Source organism: Amaricoccus sp. W119, from assembly GCF_047275745.1.
In the GTDB taxonomy this organism is placed as follows: domain Bacteria; phylum Pseudomonadota; class Alphaproteobacteria; order Rhodobacterales; family Rhodobacteraceae; genus Amaricoccus.
Map to the genome: position 1 here is coordinate 96,542 of NZ_JBKQWU010000005.1, position 19,529 is coordinate 116,070.

Consider the following 19,529-nt stretch of genomic DNA (forward strand, 5'->3'; position numbering starts at 1 on the left):
GAAATGACGGATAAGACGACGACGGTCGCGATCGTGGATGACGAGGCGGATCTCCGCGAGTCGGTCGCGCAATGGATGCAGCTCTCCGAATTCGAGCCGGTCACCTTCGAAACCGCCGAGCTGGCGCTGAAGGACCTCGGACCCGATTTCCCGGGCATCGTCGTCAGTGACATCAAGATGCCGGGCATGGACGGAATGGCACTGCTGCGCCGGCTGCAGTCGGTCGATCCCGGCCTGCCGGTCATCCTGATGACCGGGCACGGCGACGTGCCGATGGCGGTCGAGGCGATGCGCATCGGCGCCTTCGACTTCGTGGAGAAGCCTTTCGATCCGGAACGGCTCGCGGAACTCGTCCGCAAGGCGTCGCAGGCCAGGGCGAAGACGCTCGCGACCCGGGCGCTCCGGCGCGAACTCGCGGACGGCAACGTGCTCACGCGCCGTCTCATGGGCGCGAGTCCGGCGATGGAGAAGCTCCGCGAGCAGATCCTCGACGTCGGCCAGGCGGATGGCCATGTGCTTGTCGTCGGCGAGACCGGGACGGGCAAGAGCCTCATTGCCATGGCGCTGCATGCCTGCGGCGCCCGCGCGACCAAGCCGCTCATCACGCTCAACTGCGCCAGCGTGCCCGCCGAGGCCGTCGAGCCGATGCTCTTTGGCGCCCCCGACCGGCCGGAGAAGCCGATGATCGACCAGGCCGAGGGCGGCACGCTCTGCCTCGAGGATATCGAGGCGCTGCCGCCCCATGCCCAGGCCCGGCTGATCGAGACGCTGAGCGCGACCGATCCGAGCAGCGCGGCGAGCCGGGTCCACAACATCCGCGTGGTCGCGATCTCCAGCCGGCTCGGCGCGGGTGCCCCGCCGGCCGAGCTCATGCGCGACGATCTCTATTTCCGCCTCGCGGGTCTCGTTCTCGAAGCGCCACCGCTACGCTCGCGGGGCGAGGATATCCTGACGCTGTTCTCGCATTTCACGGTGCAGTTCGCCGAGGAATACGGCTGCGAGCCGCCGACGCTGAACGCCGGGGACGCGGCCAATCTCGTCCAGGCCCCCTGGCCCGGCAATGTGCGCCAGTTGATCAACCTCGCGGAACGCGCGGTCCTGCAGGCGCGGCGCGGCGACAACAACATCTCCGCGCTCCTGATCGACGACGGGTTCCAGGCGCCGATGATCGCCCTCGACGGCGAGAAGCCGCTGAAGGAACATGTCGACGCTTTCGAGAAGATGCTGATCGATCACGCGCTGAGGCGCAATACCGGCTCGGTCAGCGCGGTGATGGCGGAACTCGCCCTGCCCCGCCGCACGCTCAATGAGAAGATGACCAAATACGGTCTGAGCCGGGGCGACTATCTCTGATGCCTTGGCGCGCGAGGCCGCTGGCCCCGCGCGCCGGCTCCGTCAGATCAGGTCGAACGTGTCCGCGGCCGCCATCGCCGACGTACTCTGCACGGTCAGGTGGTCCCAACGGGCCCATTCGCCGGAATGCTGGTTGCCTTCGATCCTGATCGTGTCTCCTTGCTCGATCCGCACCGTGTCCGTCGCGGTCGCATAGCTGTCCTGATTGCCCGAGGCGGTCCAGGACGAGACAAGCTCGTCATCCACGAAGAGCCGGAAGGTCGAGTTGCCGTCATTCTCGTCGAAATAGCGCACGGAGACCGCGTAGGTGCCCGTGGGTCCGGTGAAGGTTCCTTCCGCCGTCCCCTGGCCGCCGCCGCTGCGATAGGTTTCCACGAGCTCCACGGAGCCGCGCGTGACGGCGCGGTAGCCGTCGAGATCCAGCGACTCCGCCTGCGTCCGGCCGATGCCGATGGTCGCGCCCGAACCGCTTCCGCCGCTCGAACTTCCGCCGCCCGAGGTTCCGCCGCTCGATGAGCCCGTCCCGCTCTGGCCCGAACCGCTCTGGCCCGTCCCGCTCTGAATGGTCAGGTTATCCCAACGCGCCCATTCGCCGGAGTGCTGGTTGCCCTCGACCGTGATCGTGTCGCCGCGCTCGATGCGGACGGTCCGGGTCTCGGTGTGGAAGGCGTTGTCGTTGTCGTCCGCCTGCCAGGAGGCGGCGCGCTGGCCGTCCACATAGAGATTGAAGGTGGACCGCCCGTCGTTCTCGTCGAAGTAGCGGACCGAGACCTGATAGTTGCCGGTCGCGCCGGTGAAGGTCCCCTCCGCCGTGCCGTCGCCGCCGGAGCTCGCATATGTCTCCACGAGCTGCGACGAGCCCTGGCGGGAGGGGGCGACGCGGTAGCCGTCCAGGCTGAGCGACTCGGCCTCGGTCCGGCCGGTGCCGATGCCGGGGAGGTTCCCGTTTCCGCCGCCGGTACCGCCGCCAGTGCCGCCGTCATCGCCGCCACCGGTGCCGCCGCCGTTACCACCGCCACCGTTGCCGCCGCCGCCATTGCCCGCCGCCCAGTCCATGCGCTCGGCGAAGTCGTCGTAGATCTCGGGCCGGTTGTTGTAGACCGTGCGGGCACCGTCCCAGTTGCCCATCCGGAGCGAGGCTTCCGTCCGGTCGGTATAGGTGTTGTCGCCGATGTCCCAGTCACGGAAGCGGCCGCCCCAGCTGTTGGCGGTCGTGGGCGCGTTGTTGTTGGCATTGTCGAGCAGGTAAAGCAGCGACGGGGTGTCGCCCATCTTCAACCCGTCCGGCGAGGACGCTCCGCTCCGGCTCGTCGAGAGATCGTAGGTGTATTTCTCGCGAAACAGCTTGCCCAGCTCGCCATGGCCGGCGATGTTCTCCTGCACCCAGGGCAGGTTGTTCGCGATCCCGCGATGCCGGTCGCCGTTCTGATCGACATAGATGCCGCGCATCGTCGACTCGGCGTTGATCCACCACAGATCGTCGTAGTCGGGATTGTTGCGGACCGCGTTCACCAGCGCGTTATAGGCGGCCGGGTTGGCCGAATCCTGTCCATACGCGGCCAGCGAGTAGAGCCGGACCTTCGGCACGATATCCGGCGCCGAGAGCAGCGCGGCCGCGACATCGTGGATCGGACCCCAGGCGAGAATGTAGAGCGGATCGCCCTCGGATGCCGCTCGCGCCTGCGAGACGATGTGCTGCGCGCCGCGTGACAGCGTGCCCGGCCAACCGCCGTCATAGCTTCCCTCGAAGATCTTCGAGCGCAGCGACGCGGCCGAGGGATAGCTCGAATCATGCTGGCGCAGGTTGGGAAGGTCATCCTCGTAGGCGTCCAGCATCTCGCGCAACATCGTCGCGCCGCTGGTCCTCCTGCCCCCCACCGAGCCGCCATCCAGCGTGCGCGTCATGACGAAACCGCGATAGTCCACGTCGTTGGCATAGAGCAGCGCATGAATCATCGATTGCGCGTCGTCGTTGTCGTATCCGCCGAGATCGGTGGAGATCAGAACTCTGACCATGGTCCCTCTCTGTGCCCGGCCGCCGCGCGCGGAGACCGGAGCCTGATATTGATTTCATGGGGACGCACCGGACAGCCGGAGACACCCCCGAGACGCCTGCCCGGCCTCGGGATTTATGGAAGATTTTTGACGGAAGCCATTGGCTTGGCCATCTTTTTCTCTCGGCGCTTGACGCGCGCATTGTTCGTGTTTCGATTAGCCCGAAGCGCATTACGCCTGTCAACCGCCCCCGGACCGCGACCCTTTCGCCCGGCGGGCGCGGCGGCCATGCGAACAAGTTGTATTTCAGATTGTTACTAAATTGTCTTCGCCCTCCGAATGAGATCGCCTGCGGGACATTTTCGTACACACTGTTCAATGTTCTTATTTTGTTCCATAGTATCGTGCATGATCGGGGACGAATCGGACAGAATCGAAAAGGGCCAGCGCCGCGCACGCGGCGCGGCGAGCAATCGCGACGGCCGATTCGAGCGCTACGCCCATGTCCGATTCGACGACGGCTGGGACATCGCGGAAGACCCGTTGCCACCGATCCGGACCGAGATCGCGATGGAGCGGGCGCGCTCGATCCTGACGCGCAACACATCGCCCGATCTCGCCTTCGACCGGTCGATCAATCCCTACCGCGGATGCGAACATGGCTGCGTCTATTGCTTCGCGAGACCGAGCCACGCCTTTCTCGGCCTCTCTCCCGGGCTCGATTTCGAGACCCGGTTGACCGCGAAACCGAACGCCGCCGAACAGCTTGCGCGCGAGCTGTCGCGCAAGGGCTACAGCTGCGCGCCGATCGCGATCGGCACCAATACCGATCCGTATCAGCCGGTGGAGAAGAAGCTCGGCATCACCCGCGCGATCCTCACCGTGCTGCGCGACTTCAACCATCCGGTCACGATCCTGACCAAGGGCGCGCTCATCACCCGCGACGCCGACATCCTGGGCGAGATGGGCGCGGCGGGGCTCGCGACGGCGGGGGTCTCGCTGACCACGCTCGATCCCGCGCTCGCCCGCGCGATGGAACCCCGGGCCGCCGCGCCCGCGACGCGCCTCGGCGCGATCCGGACGCTCGCCGCCGCCGGTTGCCCGGTCTGGGTCTCGCTCGGGCCGGTGATCCCCGGGCTCAACGACATGGAGATGGAACGGCTGCTCGCCGCCGCGAAGGATGCCGGGGCGCGCTCGGCCGGCTATATCGTACTGCGGCTGCCGCGCGAAGTCGGGCCGATCTTCCGCGACTGGCTGGAGGAGGCCTTCCCGGACCGCGCGCGCAAGGTGATGGGCCTCGTCCGACAGATCCACGGCGGCCGGGACTACGATCCCGAATGGGGTCGGCGGATGACGGGCGAAGGGCCGGTCGCGGCGCTGATCGCCCGGCGCTTCAAGGTGGCGAGCCGCCGTCTCGGGCTCGACCGGCCGTGGCCTCCGCTGCGCCGGGATCTGTTCCGGGTGCCCCGTGACGGCCCGGAACAGTTGTCGCTGTTCTGAGCGGCGGTGGAGGATCGATCCTCACGCGAGCCGAGGATTGATCCGGCTCAAGAACCGACGCCGGGGTCGGTATCAGCCGGCGACAGCGGCCCGAGCGCCCCGGTGATCGTCGCGAGATCGGGCCGCGGCCCCCTGGGCCGTTTCTCGAGTGCCACGCGCATCGCGCCGAGATGCGCGGGTGTCGAGCCGCAGCATCCGCCGATCACGCGGGCGCCGGCGTCACGGGCCAGCACCGCGTAGCGCGCCATGAGTTCCGGCGTGCCGTCGTAGACGATGCGGCCGGACACGAATTTCGGCACACCGGCGTTCGCCTTGGCGATGAGCGCGGCCCCCGGCGCCGCCCCGGCGAGACCGACGAGGCTCCGCACCAGGTCGGAGGCGCCGACACCGCAATTGGCGCCGAAGGCGAGGGGCGGCGCGGGCAGTGCCGCGACCAGCGCCGCGAAGCCCGCGACATCGAGCCCGCCCATGGTGCGTTCGTTGGTGTCGAAGCTCATCGTGCCGCACCAGGGCAGGCCGACCGAGACCGCCGCGCGAACCGCCGCCTCGAATTCCGCCGGCGCCGAGAAGGTCTCGATCCAGAGCAGATCCGCCCCACCCTCCCGGAGCCCGCGCGCCTGTTCCTCGAACATCGCCTGAGCCGCCGAGGGATCGAGCGGGCCGCCGGGGCCCACGACCTCGCCGGTCGGGCCGATCGAGCCGCCGACGGCGACCGGCCGGCCGGCGGCGTCGGCAACCTCGCGCGCGATCCCGGCGGCGGTGCGGTTGAGCTCGGACACCCTCCCCTCGGCGTCGTGCCGGGCGAGCCGGCTGGCATTGGCGCCGAAACTGTTGGTGAGGAAGATATCGCACCCCGCCCCGACCCAGCCCTCGTGCAGCGCGCGGACCCGGCCGGGTTCGGTCACGTTCCAGAGCTCCGGCGCCTCACCGGCCTCGAGTCCCATCCGGAAGAGATTCGTCCCGACCGCCCCGTCCGCGAGGAGCCAGTCGCGGGTTTCGAGAAGCTGGCGGAACGCTCCCGTCATCGGTCAGGCCGCCGCCGTCTCGGCGATCTCCCGGATTCGCGCCACCATGGCACGGAGCCCGTTCGACCGCTGCGAGGAGAGATGGGAATCGAGCCCGAGCCGCCCGAGCTCCGCCTGCGCGTTGACCTCGAGCATCTGGGGGGGCGTCAGACCGGCGTAAAGCGCGTGCAGCACCGCGATCAGCCCGTGAACGATCATCGCATCGGAATCGCCCTGGAAGTCGAACCGGGCGCCCGGCCCCTCCCCCTCGAAGCGTGGCGCGATCCAGACCTGGCTGGCGCAGCCCTCGACCCTGGTCGCGGGTACGCGCAGCGCGTCGTCGAGCGGTGGCATCGCCTTGCCGAGATCGATCACATAGCGGTAGCGGTCCTCCCATTCGTCGAGAAAGGAGAAGTCGGCGGCGATCTCTTCGAAACGGTCGGTGGCCACGGCGTACGGGGTCCTTCGTGCATGCGCTCTCCAGATTTACGTGCCCACCGCGCCGAGTTCCAGTGCCAGCCGGGCGTTGGCATGGGCATCCCCGCATTTGCCCTTCCAAACCCCGGCGGCGGCGTCTATCCCTTTGACCGGGTTTTCTACCGACGGAGCTTCGATGCGGCGCGGTCCAATCTGTCTTCTCGCGCTCGCGGCGCTTTCCGGCTGCTCCTTCGAGATGCCGTCCTTCCTCGGGCGGGAGGGCTCGCAGACCGGCACCTACACCCTCGGCGACGACGCTCCGGAGGGCGCCTACGATCCGGTCGCTGTGCCCGTAAGTTCCGCGGTCGCGGAACGCGCGCTGCACGGGGTGATCCTGCGCGCGGAATCGATCACACCGACCCAAGGCTACTACGCCGCGGTGCTCGACGTCGGCGAGGCGGGGCCGGAGCCGGATGCGAGCGGGACGCTGACGGTCCGCTTCACCGCCCTGTCGCCGACGACGCCGCAGGCGACCGGGGCGCCCCAGACCCGCAGGCTGACCGCCGCGCTCTTCGTCCAAAACGTGACGCTCCGCGACGTGCGGGCCTTCCGCGTGGTCGGCAGCCCGAATTCGGTAACCGTGCCGCTGCCGCGATAGCGCCCCGGCGGAGGCTGGCGACGCTGCCCGGCGCAGTACGCCCGATCCCGAGGGGCGGATGACGCCCGGCGCGCTCCATCCGGGAAAGGCTGACCGGTCCGCCGCGAGTCATCGTCAGGACATTTGTTGCCCTCCGGCCGAGCCTCGTGGTACGCGTTCGCCGCTTGTACCGCAGCGTTCAGGAGCCGCGTCGCCGCATGACACCTTCGAGCGAATGGACGGCCGCGGACTGGATCGCCGTCTTCTGGGGACCGACGCATATGCGCGCCTGGGCGGTCGGGCCTGAGAACCAGGTGCTGGCCGAGGCGGAATCCGAGGCGGGAACCTCGACGCTCACACCCGACCGGTTCGAGCCCGCGCTGCTCGACACCGTGCTCGGCTGGCTCGATCTGACGCGCGTCACCGATGTTTTCGTCTGCGGCATGGCCGGCGCGCGCCAGGGCTGGGTCGAGACGCCCTACGCCACCGTCCCGGCCCCGCCGAGAGGCGGCCTGCCGCTCGTCGAGGCGCCGGTGGCCGATGACGGCATCCGCGTCCACGTCCTGCCCGGCATGCGTCAGGACAAGCCCCCCGACGTGATGCGCGGCGAGGAAACGCTGATGGCGGGCCTCATCGCGCGCGAGTCGAAGTTCGATGGCGTGGTCTGCCTGCCCGGCACGCATACGAAATGGGTGCATATCAGCGCCGGCGAGGTCGTGAGCTTCGCGACCTTCATGACCGGCGAACTGTTCGGGCTGCTGTCGGCCTCCTCGGTCCTGCATTACACGATGGACGAGGGCGGCTGGTCGGACGCAGCCTTCGACATGGCGGTCGAGGAATCGCTCGCGATGCCGGAACAGGTCGCGCGCAAGCTCTTCGGCATCCGCGCCGAGGCGCTTCTCATGGATCTCTCCCCGGGCGAGTCGCGGGCACGTCTCTCCGGGTTGCTCGTCGGGATCGAGATCAGCGGGTCGAAGCCCTACTGGCTCGGCCGTGACATCGTGCTCGTGGGCGAGAGCGAGCTCGCGACCAGCTATGCGCGCGCACTTGCGAGCTGCGGGCTGTCGCCGAGGCGCCATGATCCGACCGACCTGGTGATCGCGGGGCTCGGCGCCGCGCGGGCCGATCTGCTCGCCACGCGCGCGACCGGCACGCAGGGCTGAGAGCCCCCCCTCGCCGCATGGCTCGGGCCTCCCCGCGCGAGAGTTCAAACGCGGGCGGCTCGATCGCGTACCCCGCCCGCGCCGAGTCTCGTATCACCCCGCGTCGGATGGTCAGCAATTCAGCCTGCTTCACGGCCGTCCGAGGAAGAATCGGACCATTTCCGCCGAGGCATCCGGTCCCGCCGGATCGGTGAAGGACCCCGGGCTCCGCCCGCCGGACCAGGCGTGGCCGGCGCCCTCGATCAGCCAGAGTTCGGACTCCGGCCGCCCGTCGCCACTCTCGAGCGCGAGCCGGTGATAGACGCGGCCGCCCTCGGTGCGGCCGACCTGACGCGGCGCGGCGCGGATCGCCGCGGGCAGCAGGCGTCCGGCATTCGCGGAATGCACGACGTCATCCTCGATCCCGTGAAAGACGATCCGCCGCCCGGTCGGCCCCGAAGCTCCGGCCAGAGATTCGGCCGCGGAACCGCCCGGGGACCCATCGGAAGACTCGTCCGGAACCGCCTCCGGCGACGCCTTCCCACGCATGGCGGCCAGCGCGGAGGACAGATCCTTCGCGACACCGGTCGGAACGCCGGAATGGATGCCGGCGGCGGCGAAGAGATCGGGATAGGTCTCCGCCAGGATCGCCGCCATCGAGCCCCCCGCGGAGAGCCCCGCGACGAAGATCCGCTCCGGCGGAATGCCGAATTCCTCGGCCACCGCGCGGGTCATCCCGGCGAGGATCGCTGGCTCGCCCTCGTCGCGCCCCTGATCCGACGCGCGGAACCAGTTCCAGCAGGAGGAGGCGTTCCGCGCCGATGGCTGGCGGGGATAGACGAGGACCAGCCCCTCGGCCTCCGCCTGGTCGTTCATGCCGGTCCCGATGGCGAAATCCTCGGAATTCTGCTTGCAGCCGTGCAGCATCAGGATCAGCGCGCGCGGCGTCCCGGCGGCCGGGCTCGGCACATAGAGCCGGTAGTCGCGCCCGCCCGCGTCGGAACTGAACTCGCGCTTCTCGAACCGCGCGCCCTCGGCGATCTCCGGCTCCAGATCCGACGGCGCGTCGCCGACGAGACCGGACCAGAGTGGCGGACGCGCCTCGCGCAGGAGCCGCACCGCCTCGCGCAAGGTCCGGCCCGCGCGTTCGACCGGCCCCGCGACCGCGTCCGCGGCGGTGCGCATCGCGCCGCCGAAGCCCGTTTTCTCATCATCCGTCAACGCGCCGGCCTCCGTGCTCGTGAGGATCCGCTTCGGCGCGGCGGCCGGACCCCTCGGCGCGGAACCGGCCCCCGCCTCGTTCGCCACAAGGTCGCTGCTCATTCGCCTCTCCTAGTCCCCGTGTCCGGCCGGGCGTTGATCGCCTCTCGCTGACTCCGGCTTCATGTCGCGCGAACTTACGTCACGGACATGCACATGGCCAATTCGATCCACCCCGGCGACAATATGGGGTGGTTTCCGCATGATTGAAGATGATTCCGCGTGATCAAGACAAAGGTCGCCCCATGATTGGCCCCGTCACCACCGCCGTCATCGCCCGCGTGATCATCCTCGTGATCATCCTCGTGACTACCCCCCGGGGCGCGACCCGAGGCGCGCGCCCGCATCGCGTCTTGATTGACGATCCCGCATCGACTAAGTGCTTGCGATGATTTCGCAAAAGACGAAATACGCGATCAAGGCGCTCATCACCCTCGCCGAGGAACAGGCGCGGGGCGGATCATCGCTGCGGATCGAGGAAATCGCCAACCGATCGAACACGCCGAAACGCTTCCTCGAACACATCCTCATCGACATCCGTAACGCTGGAGTGATCGGCAGCCGCCGCGGCCGCGACGGCGGCTACATGCTGATCAAGGCGCCCGAGAGCATCTCGGTCAGCGAGGTTCTGCGCATGATCGACGGGCCGATCGCGCCGCTGCCCTGCCTCTCGCGCCGGGCCTATCAACGCTGCGAGGATTGCGAGGACGAGGCGACCTGCCGGATCCGCAAGGTATTCGGCGACCTCTATTCCGCCTATCTGCTGATGGTCGAATCCCTGACCTTGACCGATCTGATGCGCGATGATTCGCTGCTGGAATCGACTCCGGAACTCGACATAATCCCCTGAAATCTAACGAGACACGGGTTTCCCCCGGGGCCTTGGATTTTAATTCTTGATTATCACGATGAAACCTGTCGTGATTGCCGGGAATTGATCTGGAGGCAGGAATGCACAGCTCTTACCCCGCGGCCGACCGCGTCGCTTCGCAGCCCGCGGCATGGACCGGGACGGAAGCCTATGTCGCGCTTTTCGATGTCTATGGAACGCTGCACCTCGCGCATCCGACCGACGCGTCCACCCGGTGGACCGATGTACGGGGGGCCGATGTACGGAGGGCCGGAGCGCGGAGCGCGGACGGCGCGACCCGCCGACCGCGCTCCCGCTGGGCCGCCGGGCTGACCGCGACGCTTCTGGCCGGCGCGGCGCTGGTCGGCGCCGCCGCCGCGAATGCCCAGTCGCTGCTCAACGTGTCCTATGATCCGACCCGGGAACTTTATCGCGAGTACAACGCCGCCTTCCAGAAGCACTGGGAGGAAGCGGGCAACGCGCCCATCGAGATCTCCGCCTCGCACGGCGGTTCGGGATCGCAGGCCCGCGCGGTGATCGACGGGCTCGACGCGCAGGTGGTGACGCTCGCGCTCGCCTCCGACATCAGCGCGATCGCCGAGAAGTCGGGCAAGATTCCCGTGGACTGGCAGGAGAAACTGCCGCACAACTCGGCGCCCTATACCTCGACCATCGTCTTCCTGGTGCGAGAGGGCAATCCGAAGGAACTCAATGACTGGGACGATCTCGTGAAGGACGGCGTCGAAGTCATCACTCCGAACCCGAAGACCTCGGGCGGCGCGCGCTGGAACTATCTCGCGGCCTGGGCCTATGCCGACCGGGCCTTCGACAAGGACGAGACGAAGATCCGCGAATACCTGGGCGAGCTCTTCGCCCATGTGCCCGTGCTCGACACCGGCGCGCGCGGCGCGACGACGACCTTCGCCCAGCGCGGGATCGGCGACGTGCTTCTCGCCTGGGAGAACGAGGCCTTCCTCGCGCTGAACGAGATCGGCGAGGATCAGTTCGACATCGTCGTGCCCTCGGTCTCGATCCGCGCGGAGCCCTCGGTCGCGCTCGTCCCCGGCAACATCCATTCCGAGGAACAGGGCAAGGCGGCGGAGGAATATCTCTCCTGGCTCTACAGCCCCGAGGCCCAGGCCATCGCGCTGAAGCACTATTTCCGCGCCTGGGACACCTCGGAAGCCGAGGCGGCGGACATCGAGCGCTTCCCCGAGGTTGACCTCGTCTCGATCGAGGATTTCGGTGGCTGGAGCAAGGTGCAGCCGGAGCACTTCGGCGACGGCGGTACCTTCGACCAGATCTACAAGCCGAGGTAAGGAACCCGAATGCGCGGCCTCACTCTTCGCTCCCCCTCGCCGATGCCGGGCTTCGGCCTGTCGGCGGGGATCACCTTCGCCATGCTCTCGCTGATCGTGCTGATCCCGATCGCGGCCCTGATCGCGCGGGGGGCGGATATCGGGCTCGCGGACATTCTCGCCACCGTCGGCACGGAGCGCGTCCTCTCCGCGCTCTGGCTCTCCTTCCGGCTCGCCTTCCTCGCGGCGCTCTTCAACCTCGTGCTCGGTCTCGCGATCGCCTGGGTGCTCGTGCGCTACGACTTCCCCGGCCGCAGGCTCGTCGACGCGGCCGTCGACCTGCCCTTCGCGCTGCCGACGGCGGTCGCGGGCATCTCGCTCACGACGCTTTACGCGCCGAACGGGATGCTCGGCGGGTTCCTGCAGGATCTCGGGATAAGGGTGGCCTATACCGGGCTCGGCATCTGGATCGCGCTCGTCTTCGTCAGCCTTCCCTTCGTCGTGCGCACGGTCCAGCCTGTGATCGAGGAGATCGACCGCGAGGTCGAGGAGGCCTCGGCGACGCTCGGCGCCTATCGCCTCCGCACCTTCCGCCGCGTGATCCTGCCGATGCTGACGCCCGCGCTGCTGACGGGCTTCGGGGGGGGGGGGGGGGGGGGGGGGGGGGGGGGGGGGGGGGGGGGGGGGGGGGGGGGGGGGGGGGGNCCTCCGCACCTTCCGCCGCGTGATCCTGCCGATGCTGACGCCCGCGCTGCTGACGGGCTTCGCGCTCGGCCTCGCGCGAGCGGTCGGCGAATACGGGTCGGTGATCTTCATCGCCGGCAATCTCCCCTACCAGACCGAGATCGCGCCGCTCCTGATCGTGATCCGGCTCGAGGAATTCGACTATGACGGTGCGATCGCCATCGCGCTCGCGATGCTCTGCATCTCCTTCTTCATGCTGCTCGTCATCAATCTCATCCAGGTTCTGAGCCGAGCGAGGTTTGGCAATGCCTGATCACTCCTCAACACATGACCGCGCCTCAACCCATCACGGCGCCCAGGGGTCGCAGATCGCCGTCGCGGCGATGGCCTCCGGCCTCGGCGGCGCGATCCTCGGCGGCGGCGGCGCGCTGCTCGCCGGAGGCGGGCTCGTCGTCGCGGCCGGCGCCTATGCCGCGACCGGAACGGTAACGCTCGGCGGTGTCGCGGCGGTCCAGGCGGCGCGTCCGCTCCGGCCCAGGCTCGTGCGGATCGCCGCGCGGCTGCGCCGGCCCGCCGCGCTCCTGACCCCCTGACAGCCACCAGATACAACAAGGAGACCGGCACCATGCCCGCGGACACCGCCCTCGCCAGCGCGTCCCCGAACTCCACCGGCCGCGCTCTCCGGAGCCGCGAGGTGACGACCGAACCCGTATGGTTCCGCGTCGCACTCGTTCTCGGCGTGCTCGGGATGCTGACGCTGCTGCTGTTCCTGCCGCTCTACGAGGTGTTCCGGCAGGCGCTCGGCGACGGTTTCGCCGAGGCGATCGCCTCGCTCCAGAACGCGGATGCGCGCCATGCGATCTATCTCACGCTTCTGACCGCGGTCGTGGCGGTGCCGATGAACGCCGTCTTCGGCGTCGCCGCCGCCTGGATGATCGCGAAGTTCGATTTCCGCGGCAAAGCCTTCCTCATCACGCTCATCGACCTGCCGTTCTCGGTCTCCCCGGTCGTGGCCGGCCTCTGCTTCGTGCTGCTCTTCGGCTCGGGCACAGCGTTCGGCGGCTGGCTGGTCGCGCATGGGATGCAGGTCGTCTTCGCCGTGCCGGGCATCATCCTCGCCACGATGTTCGTGACCTTCCCCTTCGTCGCCCGCGAGCTCATCCCGGTGATGCAGGAGCAGGGCCGCGCGGAGGAGGAAGCCGCCCTCACCCTCGGCGCCTCGGGCTGGCGCGCGTTCCGGACGGTGACGCTGCCGAACATCAAATGGGCGCTGCTCTATGGCGTGCTGCTCTGCAACGCGCGGGCAATGGGGGAATTCGGCGCCGTCGCGGTGATCTCCGGCAAGGTGCGCGGCGAGAGCATCACCATGCCCCTGATGATCGAGATGTCCTACAACGAATACATGACCGTCGCGGCCTTCACCATGGCCGCCTTGCTCGCCACGCTCGGCCTCGTCACCCTGACGGCCAAATCGATCCTCGAATGGCGGTTCGCGGACCAGCTCGCCGCCAGCCACCGCCACTGAGTCCCAGGTCCAAAGGAGTTCCCATGAACATCGAAATCGAGGAACTGGCCAAGGAATTCGGCGCCACGACCGCGCTGCTTCCCGTCAGCCTGTCGATCCCCTCGGGCGCGCTGGTCTCGCTGCTCGGCCCCTCCGGTTCCGGCAAGACGACGCTGCTCCGCATTCTCGGCGGTCTCGAATATCCGAACTCGGGCCGGGTGCTCTTCGACGGTCAGGACGCGACGGGGCTCACGGTGCAGGAGCGCCGCGCCGGCTTCGTCTTCCAGCATTACGCGCTCTTCAAGCACATGACGGTCTTCGAGAATATCGCCTATGGCCTCCGCGCCCGGCCGAGGCGCACGCGCCCGACCGAGGCGGAGATCGACCGGCGGGTTCACCGGCTGCTCGAAATGATCCAGCTTCCCGACATCGCCCGGCGCTATCCGGCGCAGCTCTCGGGCGGCCAGCGGCAGCGCGTGGCGCTCGCCCGCGCGCTCGCGATCGAGCCCCGGATGCTGCTCCTCGACGAGCCCTTCGGCGCGCTCGACGCACGCGTCCGCCGCGAGTTGCGCGGCGGCCTGCGCGAGATCCACGACCAGACCGGCCTGACGACGATCTTCGTCACGCACGACCAGGAGGAAGCGATGCAACTCGCCGATCTGGTCGTGGTGATGAGCATGGGCCGCATCGAGCAGGTCGGCACGCCCCAGGATATCCGCTCGCGGCCGGCGACGCCCTTCGTCGCGGAGTTCGTCGACAGCTGAGCGCATGGCCGCGGATCTGAACTCCGCGCCGCGTGGCGCCCGGGCGCGTCAGCCGGCGAGCGCGTTGACCCGAGGCCGTTGGCCGTCCGGGTCGAGCGCGCGGAAGCCGCGTCCGAAGTCGAGGTCACGCCGGGTGGCGATGTCGGCGCAGCGCCTGGAGCAGATCGAGTGGGCGTTCCGGTCGGGGCATGGGAGCCGCTCCAGTCCCCCCGAACCGCGCCGCGGTGGGGATGCCCTCAACCGCAGAGATCGCGGTCCACATAGACCTTGGAAGTCGCCGCGTAGTAAAAGCAGCCGCCCCTCGGTCCGCGATGGTAGGTCCGCGCGGCACCATAGGAACCGCCCCCCGATCGCGTCGCGATGACCGGAGCGCGGGTCGCGGCGACACGCGTCACGGCCGGAGCGGGCGACCGCTCGACGCGGAGCGGCGCGAGCGATCGCGGGGCGGCGCCGGGCTGGTCCTGATAGCGGTTGCTGACCGACAGGATCTGCGTGCCCCAGCCGCAGGCATAGCCGTCGCCGTCGCCGTCGAGGTTGTCGGGATCGAGCCCCGGTCCGCCGCTCGTGAGGAAGGCGCGCTGCGCCGCCGCCGCGCTCGGAAAATCGCCGCAGTTCCGCTGGACATTCGTCGGCGCCGGACGGGAATAGAGCGTCATGCCGACGCCGGCGGCGGTGCGGGAGCCGAGATAGCGGCCATTGGCATCGGCGAGCTGCCCGCGGGTGCCAAGCTCGGCCTCGACCATCATCAGTTCCCGCGAATCGGCGGTGGTCGCCTGCCGTTTCCAGAGCGTTTCGTTCGATTCCGCCGCGTAGGCGTCCGAGAGCGCCGACAGCCTAGGGTCCACCGGCGGCGCCGAGGGCGCGCAGCCGGCGAGCAGCAAAGAGCAAAGAACGCCGCTGGCGAGACCGCGCATGACAAACTCCCGAGCGCGAACAAGCGCTGGCTGCGACGGTGCGGAACGCCTGACCGATTCGTCAATGCGTTCCGGCGGATTCGGTTTCGCGCGGCTGAAGGACGCCGCGCGAATGCTCAGGCGTCGCTGACCGCCGCCTCGCCCTCGATGGCGAGGATCGCGACGCCATTCGCATGGAGCTTCATCCGCTCGCCGTCGCGCTCCACGCCCTGTTCGAAGGCGGCGAGGCCGGCGCCGGTCACCTTCACCTCGACGATCTCCGGCGACAGGTTGAAGACGCAGAGGAACTCGCCGCCGCGCACGTAGGCGAGCACCGGTTCGGCCGTGTCGAAGAAGACCGTGCCGCCCGTCCTGAGCGTCTCGTTCTCCTTCCGGAGCCTCAGCAGCGTCCGGTAGGTTTCGAGCACGGACTCCGGGTCGCCGATCTGCCCGGCGGCGTGCCGCCCCGCCTGCGGCTCCTTGATCGGAAGCCACGGGCGCCCGGTCGAGAAACCGCTGCTCGCATTGCCGCCGTCCCAGACCATCGGCGTGCGGCAGCCGTCGCGGCCCTTGTCCTCGGGCCAGAAGTTCAGCCCCTGCGGATCGGTCAGTTCGAAATATTCGAGCTCGGTCTCGGTCTGGCCAAGTTCCTCGCCCTGATAGACGCAGATCGACCCCTGGAGCGTGAGCAGCAGCGCCGCCCCCTGTTTCGCCAGCGCCTCCCGGTCCACGCTGTGCCGCTCCCAGCGCGTCACATGCCGCACGACGTCGTGGTTCGAGAGCGCCCAGCACGGCCAGCCGTTCGGCGCCCCGCCGAAGAAATCCTCGATCTGGCGGCGGAAATGCGCGGGCGTGAAATTGTCGCTCAGCATCTCGAAGGAATAGGCCTGATGCAGCCGCCCCTCGCTCGTGTATTCGCCCATGATCTCGATCGCATGATGCGACTCTCCGACCTCGCCGACCATCGCCCGGCCGTCGAATTCATCGAGCAGCTTCCGCATCCGCGCGAGAAAGGCCAGGTTCTCCGGCTGGTTCTTCGAGAACAGATGGTACTGCATCGCATAGGGATTCCACTCGGGCTTCTCCTTGCGCCGGAAATCGGCGGGATCGCTCCGGAGCAGCTTGTCGTGGAAATAGAAGTTCACGGTGTCGAGCCGGAACCCGTCCACGCCGCGCTCCAGCCAGAAGCGCATCGTGCCGAGCAGCCAATCCTGGACCTCGGGATTGTGGAAGTTGAAATCCGGCTGTTCGGCGAGGAAGTTGTGGAAATAGTACTGGTGCCGCCTGGGCTCCCAGGTCCAGGCACCGCCGCCGAAGATCGCAAGCCAGTTGTTGGGCGGCGACCCGTCATGCTTGGGATCGGCCCAGACATACCAGTCGGATTTCGGATTGTCCCGGCTCTTGCGGCTCTCGATGAAGAACGGATGCTTCGAGGACGAATGCGACAGCACCTGGTCGATGATGACCTTGAGCCCGAGGCCATGCGCCTTTTCGACCATCGCGTCGAAATCGGCGAGGCTGCCGAAGACCGGGTCGATGTCGGTATAGTCGGCGACATCGTAGCCCATGTCGGCCATCGGCGAGGTGAAGATCGGCGAAAGCCAGATCGCATCCACGCCGAGATCGGCGACATAGGGCAGCCGCTCGGTGATGCCCCGGAGATCGCCGATACCGTCGCCGCTCGAATCCTGAAACGACCGGGGATAGATCTGATAGGTCACCGACCCCCGCCACCAATCACGCATCTCGACCTCCTCGTGAATCCGGGTCGGCCCGAGGGCCGCCCGCGCGTGGCAGAACGTCACAGCCCCAAAGCGCTTTGGCAAGCCCCCGCGGCGCGCTTTCCGGCAGGGAGCAGGGTGTTTTCCGTTCAAGGATTCGAGACGGCGCGTCGCGGGCGCCCGGCCACCCCACCCCGCATGGCGCATCCGAAGCTGCGCGCCTTCGGCCCTTGGCGCCCCGGCCGTCGGTCTCTATTTTCGGCCCGCGACGAAAGACGGCAAGGCGCGGGCATGCGAATCCTCTTCATCCATGACAATTTCCCTGCGCAGTTCGGCGTGTTGGGCATGTGGCTCGCGCGCCAGGGCTGGGACGTGACCTTCGCGACCAACGCGGAGAAGGCGGCGGCGCCCGGCATCCGCGTGTTGCGCTACGGGCCGCATCGCGCGCCGTCGAAGGAGACGCACCCCTATGCCCAGGTCATGGAGAAGGCCGCGATCAACGCGCAGGGTTTCGCCCGCGCCGCGCTCAAGGCGCGCGAGGCGGGCTACGCGCCCGATATTATCGTCGCCCATTCCGGCTGGGGCGCGGGGATGTTCGCGCGCGACATGTTTCCGGAGGCGGCCTTCGTCTCCTATTGCGAATGGTGGTACAGCTGGCCCGGCGCGGATGTGCTCTATCTCAACGAAATGAACGGGGAGCCGCCGCCCGAATCGCTCGAAAGCCCGATGCTGGAGCGCGCGCGCAACACGCCCATCGCGATGGACCTGACCGCGGCCGACGCCACGCTCTGCCCGACACGGTTCCAGGCAGCGCAGTTTCCGCCCCGGCTACGCCCGCTCCTGACGGTGCGACACGACGGCATCGACACCGAGTATCACGCGCCCGACACGGCGGACCGGGTCTCGACCCTCGACGGGCTCGTCGCCACCGACGCGCCGGTCGTGACCTATGCCACGCGCGGGATGGAGCCGCACCGCGGGTTTCCGGCCTTCATGGCGAGCCTTCCGGCCGTGCTGGCCGCCGATCCCCGGACCGTCGTGGTGATCGCGGGCGAGAACCGCGTCGCCTATGGCGGGCGGTCGCAGCGCGCGGTGGACTGGAAGGAAAAGGCGCTCCGGGAGAACGACATCGATCCGGCGCGCGTGCATTTCGTCGGCCGCCTCGAACGCCCGCTTTATCGTCGGCTGCTGCGCCGGTCGAACGCGCATGTCTATCTGACGGTGCCCTTCGTTCTCTCCTGGTCGATGCTGGAAGCGATGAGCTTCGCCTGCCCGCTCGTGCTCTCCGACACCGAGCCGGTGCGCGAATTCGCCGGCCCCGAGCATGCGACCCTGGTCCGGATGAACGATCCCGCGACGATCAGCGCCGGCATCCTCGCAACCCTCGGCGAACCGACCGCCGCCGCGCTACGCGGCCGAGCGGCGCGGGAGGTGATCACGGCGGATTATTCGATCGCGAAGCTCTGGCCCGAGAAGGCCCGGCTCTTCGCCGATCTGGTCGACGCGCGCGGCTGACCGCGCCGGCCGTCACTCCGGCGGGCCGAAGTCGCGTTGCGACTCGCGCACGATCTCGGTGAGGAATTCGCTCATCACCCGGACGCGGGCCACGTCGCGCAGGTCCTCGTGGATCGCGGTCCAGTAGGAGCGGGTCACGCGATGCGCGCGCAGCACGGGGACGAGCGCGGGATGCGGGCGGGCGAGATAGTCGTGCAGCACACCGATCCCCGCGCCGGCGCGAACCGCCTCGACCTGTCCGATCGCACTCGAGATCTCGAAGCGCGACCGCCAGCTTCTGAGGAAGGCCGAGGCGTAGTTGAGGGCGGGGACGGTGATGAGATCCTCGACATAGCCGACGAGGCTGTGCCCCGCGAGATCGGCGAGACTCGCCGGCTCGGCGTGACGCGCAAGATAGTCTCGCGACGCGTAGAGACCGAGGCTATAGTCCACGAGCTTCCGGGCGATCAGCCGCCCGCGGTCAGGCCGTCCGACCAGGACCGCGATATCGGCTTCCCTCCGGGAGAGCGAGAAACCGCGGGGCGTCGGGACGAGCTGGATGCGAAGATCGGGATGCCGCTCGGCCAGTCGCGACAGCCTCGGCGCCAGAAGTGCCACGCCGAATCCATCCGGCGCGCCGACGCGCACGACGCCCGCGACGCCGCCCTCGGCGCCGCTGAGCCGGGCCTGCCGCGCGATGAGTTCCGCCTCCACCCGCTCCAGCGTCTCGAGCAGTTCCTCCCCCGCCTCGGTGAGATCCGAGCCATGGGTGCGCCGCACCAGCAGTTTCGCGCCCACCGCCGCCTCCAGCGCCGCCATCCGGCGGCTGAGCGTCGCCTGGTTGAGCCCGAGCGCCCGCGCCGCGGCGAGAATCTGCCCGGCGCGCGCCACCGCGAGAAACAGCCGGCAGTCGTCCCAGTTCAGGCCGGACTCGCCCCTGATGTTGATTTCGCGCATATCAGTTCCGCGTTTCAGCCGATTGCGTGACGATTTCAATCATGTCACTTAACCAA

General features: G+C 68.6%; 17 protein-coding genes and 2 pseudogenes. 12 read left to right on the top strand and 7 right to left on the bottom strand.

Annotated features, from left to right (window positions below; genetic code table 11):
* Window positions 1–3: 3 nt before the first annotated feature.
* The gene (locus ACLJK8_RS05240; RefSeq protein ID WP_413149051.1) at window positions 4–1,353 is read left to right on the top strand and encodes a sigma-54-dependent transcriptional regulator; all 1,350 of its coding nucleotides are present in this window, start codon (window positions 4–6) and stop codon (window positions 1,351–1,353) included.
* 42 nt (window positions 1,354–1,395) lie between these two features.
* Here the strand turns inward: ACLJK8_RS05240 and ACLJK8_RS05245 are convergent, their stop codons facing one another.
* On the bottom strand, window positions 1,396–3,369 hold the full coding sequence (locus tag ACLJK8_RS05245; RefSeq protein ID WP_413149052.1) for a nucleoside hydrolase-like domain-containing protein: 1,974 nt from the start codon (window positions 3,367–3,369) through the stop codon (window positions 1,396–1,398).
* 387 nt (window positions 3,370–3,756) lie between these two features.
* On the opposite strand from ACLJK8_RS05245, the gene ACLJK8_RS05250 reads away from it, so the two are divergent.
* Complete coding sequence (locus ACLJK8_RS05250) at window positions 3,757–4,848, top strand: PA0069 family radical SAM protein (protein ID WP_413149053.1); 1,092 nt, start codon at window positions 3,757–3,759, stop codon at window positions 4,846–4,848.
* Window positions 4,849–4,895: 47 nt separating this feature from the next.
* Here ACLJK8_RS05250 and bmt read toward each other — a convergent pair whose 3' ends face one another.
* Entirely contained in the window at window positions 4,896–5,873 is a 978-nt protein-coding gene (bmt, locus tag ACLJK8_RS05255; protein ID WP_413149054.1) for a betaine--homocysteine S-methyltransferase, read from the bottom strand.
* Between the two features lie 3 nt (window positions 5,874–5,876).
* Window positions 5,877–6,302, bottom strand: a complete 426-nt coding sequence (locus ACLJK8_RS05260) for a SufE family protein (RefSeq protein ID WP_413149055.1) — start codon at window positions 6,300–6,302, stop codon at window positions 5,877–5,879.
* A gap of 163 nt (window positions 6,303–6,465) precedes the next feature.
* On the opposite strand from ACLJK8_RS05260, the gene ACLJK8_RS05265 reads away from it, so the two are divergent.
* On the top strand, window positions 6,466–6,927 hold the full coding sequence (locus ACLJK8_RS05265) for a hypothetical protein (protein WP_413149056.1): 462 nt from the start codon (window positions 6,466–6,468) through the stop codon (window positions 6,925–6,927).
* A gap of 197 nt (window positions 6,928–7,124) precedes the next feature.
* Window positions 7,125–8,069, top strand: a complete 945-nt coding sequence (locus tag ACLJK8_RS05270; RefSeq protein ID WP_413149057.1) for a 2-dehydro-3-deoxygalactonokinase — start codon at window positions 7,125–7,127, stop codon at window positions 8,067–8,069.
* A gap of 129 nt (window positions 8,070–8,198) precedes the next feature.
* Here the strand turns inward: ACLJK8_RS05270 and ACLJK8_RS05275 are convergent, their stop codons facing one another.
* Window positions 8,199–9,371: an alpha/beta hydrolase family esterase gene (locus tag ACLJK8_RS05275; protein ID WP_413149058.1), complete on the bottom strand. Its 1,173-nt coding sequence runs from the start codon at window positions 9,369–9,371 to the stop codon at window positions 8,199–8,201.
* 325 nt (window positions 9,372–9,696) lie between these two features.
* Here ACLJK8_RS05275 and ACLJK8_RS05280 point away from each other — a divergent pair, with 325 nt between their 5' ends.
* From ACLJK8_RS05280 to ACLJK8_RS05310, 7 genes and pseudogenes are all read left to right on the top strand, one after another.
* On the top strand, window positions 9,697–10,158 hold the full coding sequence (locus tag ACLJK8_RS05280; RefSeq protein WP_413149059.1) for an RrF2 family transcriptional regulator: 462 nt from the start codon (window positions 9,697–9,699) through the stop codon (window positions 10,156–10,158).
* Between the two features lie 101 nt (window positions 10,159–10,259).
* Window positions 10,260–11,477 (top strand): sulfate ABC transporter substrate-binding protein, encoded by a 1,218-nt coding sequence (locus tag ACLJK8_RS05285; RefSeq protein WP_413149060.1) that lies wholly within the window; start codon window positions 10,260–10,262, stop codon window positions 11,475–11,477.
* Between the two features lie 9 nt (window positions 11,478–11,486).
* Window positions 11,487–12,083 (top strand): annotated as a pseudogene (gene cysT / locus ACLJK8_RS05290) (sulfate ABC transporter permease subunit CysT); the annotation flags it as partial.
* A gap of 94 nt (window positions 12,084–12,177) precedes the next feature.
* Window positions 12,178–12,453 (top strand): annotated as a pseudogene (locus ACLJK8_RS05295) (sulfate ABC transporter permease subunit CysT); the annotation flags it as partial.
* Entirely contained in the window at window positions 12,446–12,733 is a 288-nt protein-coding gene (locus ACLJK8_RS05300; protein ID WP_413149061.1) for a hypothetical protein, read from the top strand. The pseudogene ACLJK8_RS05295 and the gene ACLJK8_RS05300, both read left to right, overlap by 8 nt.
* A 32-nt stretch (window positions 12,734–12,765) precedes the next feature.
* Window positions 12,766–13,665 carry a sulfate ABC transporter permease subunit CysW gene (cysW, locus tag ACLJK8_RS05305; protein WP_413149062.1) on the top strand — a complete coding sequence of 300 codons (900 nt, stop codon included), beginning with the start codon at window positions 12,766–12,768 and terminating at the stop codon, window positions 13,663–13,665.
* A gap of 23 nt (window positions 13,666–13,688) precedes the next feature.
* The gene (locus ACLJK8_RS05310; RefSeq protein WP_413149063.1) at window positions 13,689–14,408 is read left to right on the top strand and encodes a sulfate/molybdate ABC transporter ATP-binding protein; all 720 of its coding nucleotides are present in this window, start codon (window positions 13,689–13,691) and stop codon (window positions 14,406–14,408) included.
* 236 nt (window positions 14,409–14,644) lie between these two features.
* Here the strand turns inward: ACLJK8_RS05310 and ACLJK8_RS05315 are convergent, their stop codons facing one another.
* Both ACLJK8_RS05315 and ACLJK8_RS05320 read right to left on the bottom strand, forming a co-directional pair.
* On the bottom strand, window positions 14,645–15,322 hold the full coding sequence (locus ACLJK8_RS05315) for an excalibur calcium-binding domain-containing protein (protein ID WP_413149064.1): 678 nt from the start codon (window positions 15,320–15,322) through the stop codon (window positions 14,645–14,647).
* 116 nt (window positions 15,323–15,438) lie between these two features.
* The gene (locus ACLJK8_RS05320; protein ID WP_413149065.1) at window positions 15,439–17,046 is read right to left on the bottom strand and encodes an alpha-glucosidase; all 1,608 of its coding nucleotides are present in this window, start codon (window positions 17,044–17,046) and stop codon (window positions 15,439–15,441) included.
* Between the two features lie 267 nt (window positions 17,047–17,313).
* Between ACLJK8_RS05320 and ACLJK8_RS05325 the strand changes: the two genes are divergently transcribed.
* The gene (locus ACLJK8_RS05325; RefSeq protein ID WP_413149066.1) at window positions 17,314–18,537 is read left to right on the top strand and encodes a glycosyltransferase; all 1,224 of its coding nucleotides are present in this window, start codon (window positions 17,314–17,316) and stop codon (window positions 18,535–18,537) included.
* A gap of 12 nt (window positions 18,538–18,549) precedes the next feature.
* On the opposite strand, the gene ACLJK8_RS05330 is transcribed toward ACLJK8_RS05325, so the two are convergent.
* Window positions 18,550–19,473, bottom strand: coding sequence for a LysR family transcriptional regulator (locus ACLJK8_RS05330; protein WP_413149067.1), 924 nt, complete (start codon window positions 19,471–19,473; stop codon window positions 18,550–18,552).
* Window positions 19,474–19,529 lie beyond the last annotated feature (56 nt).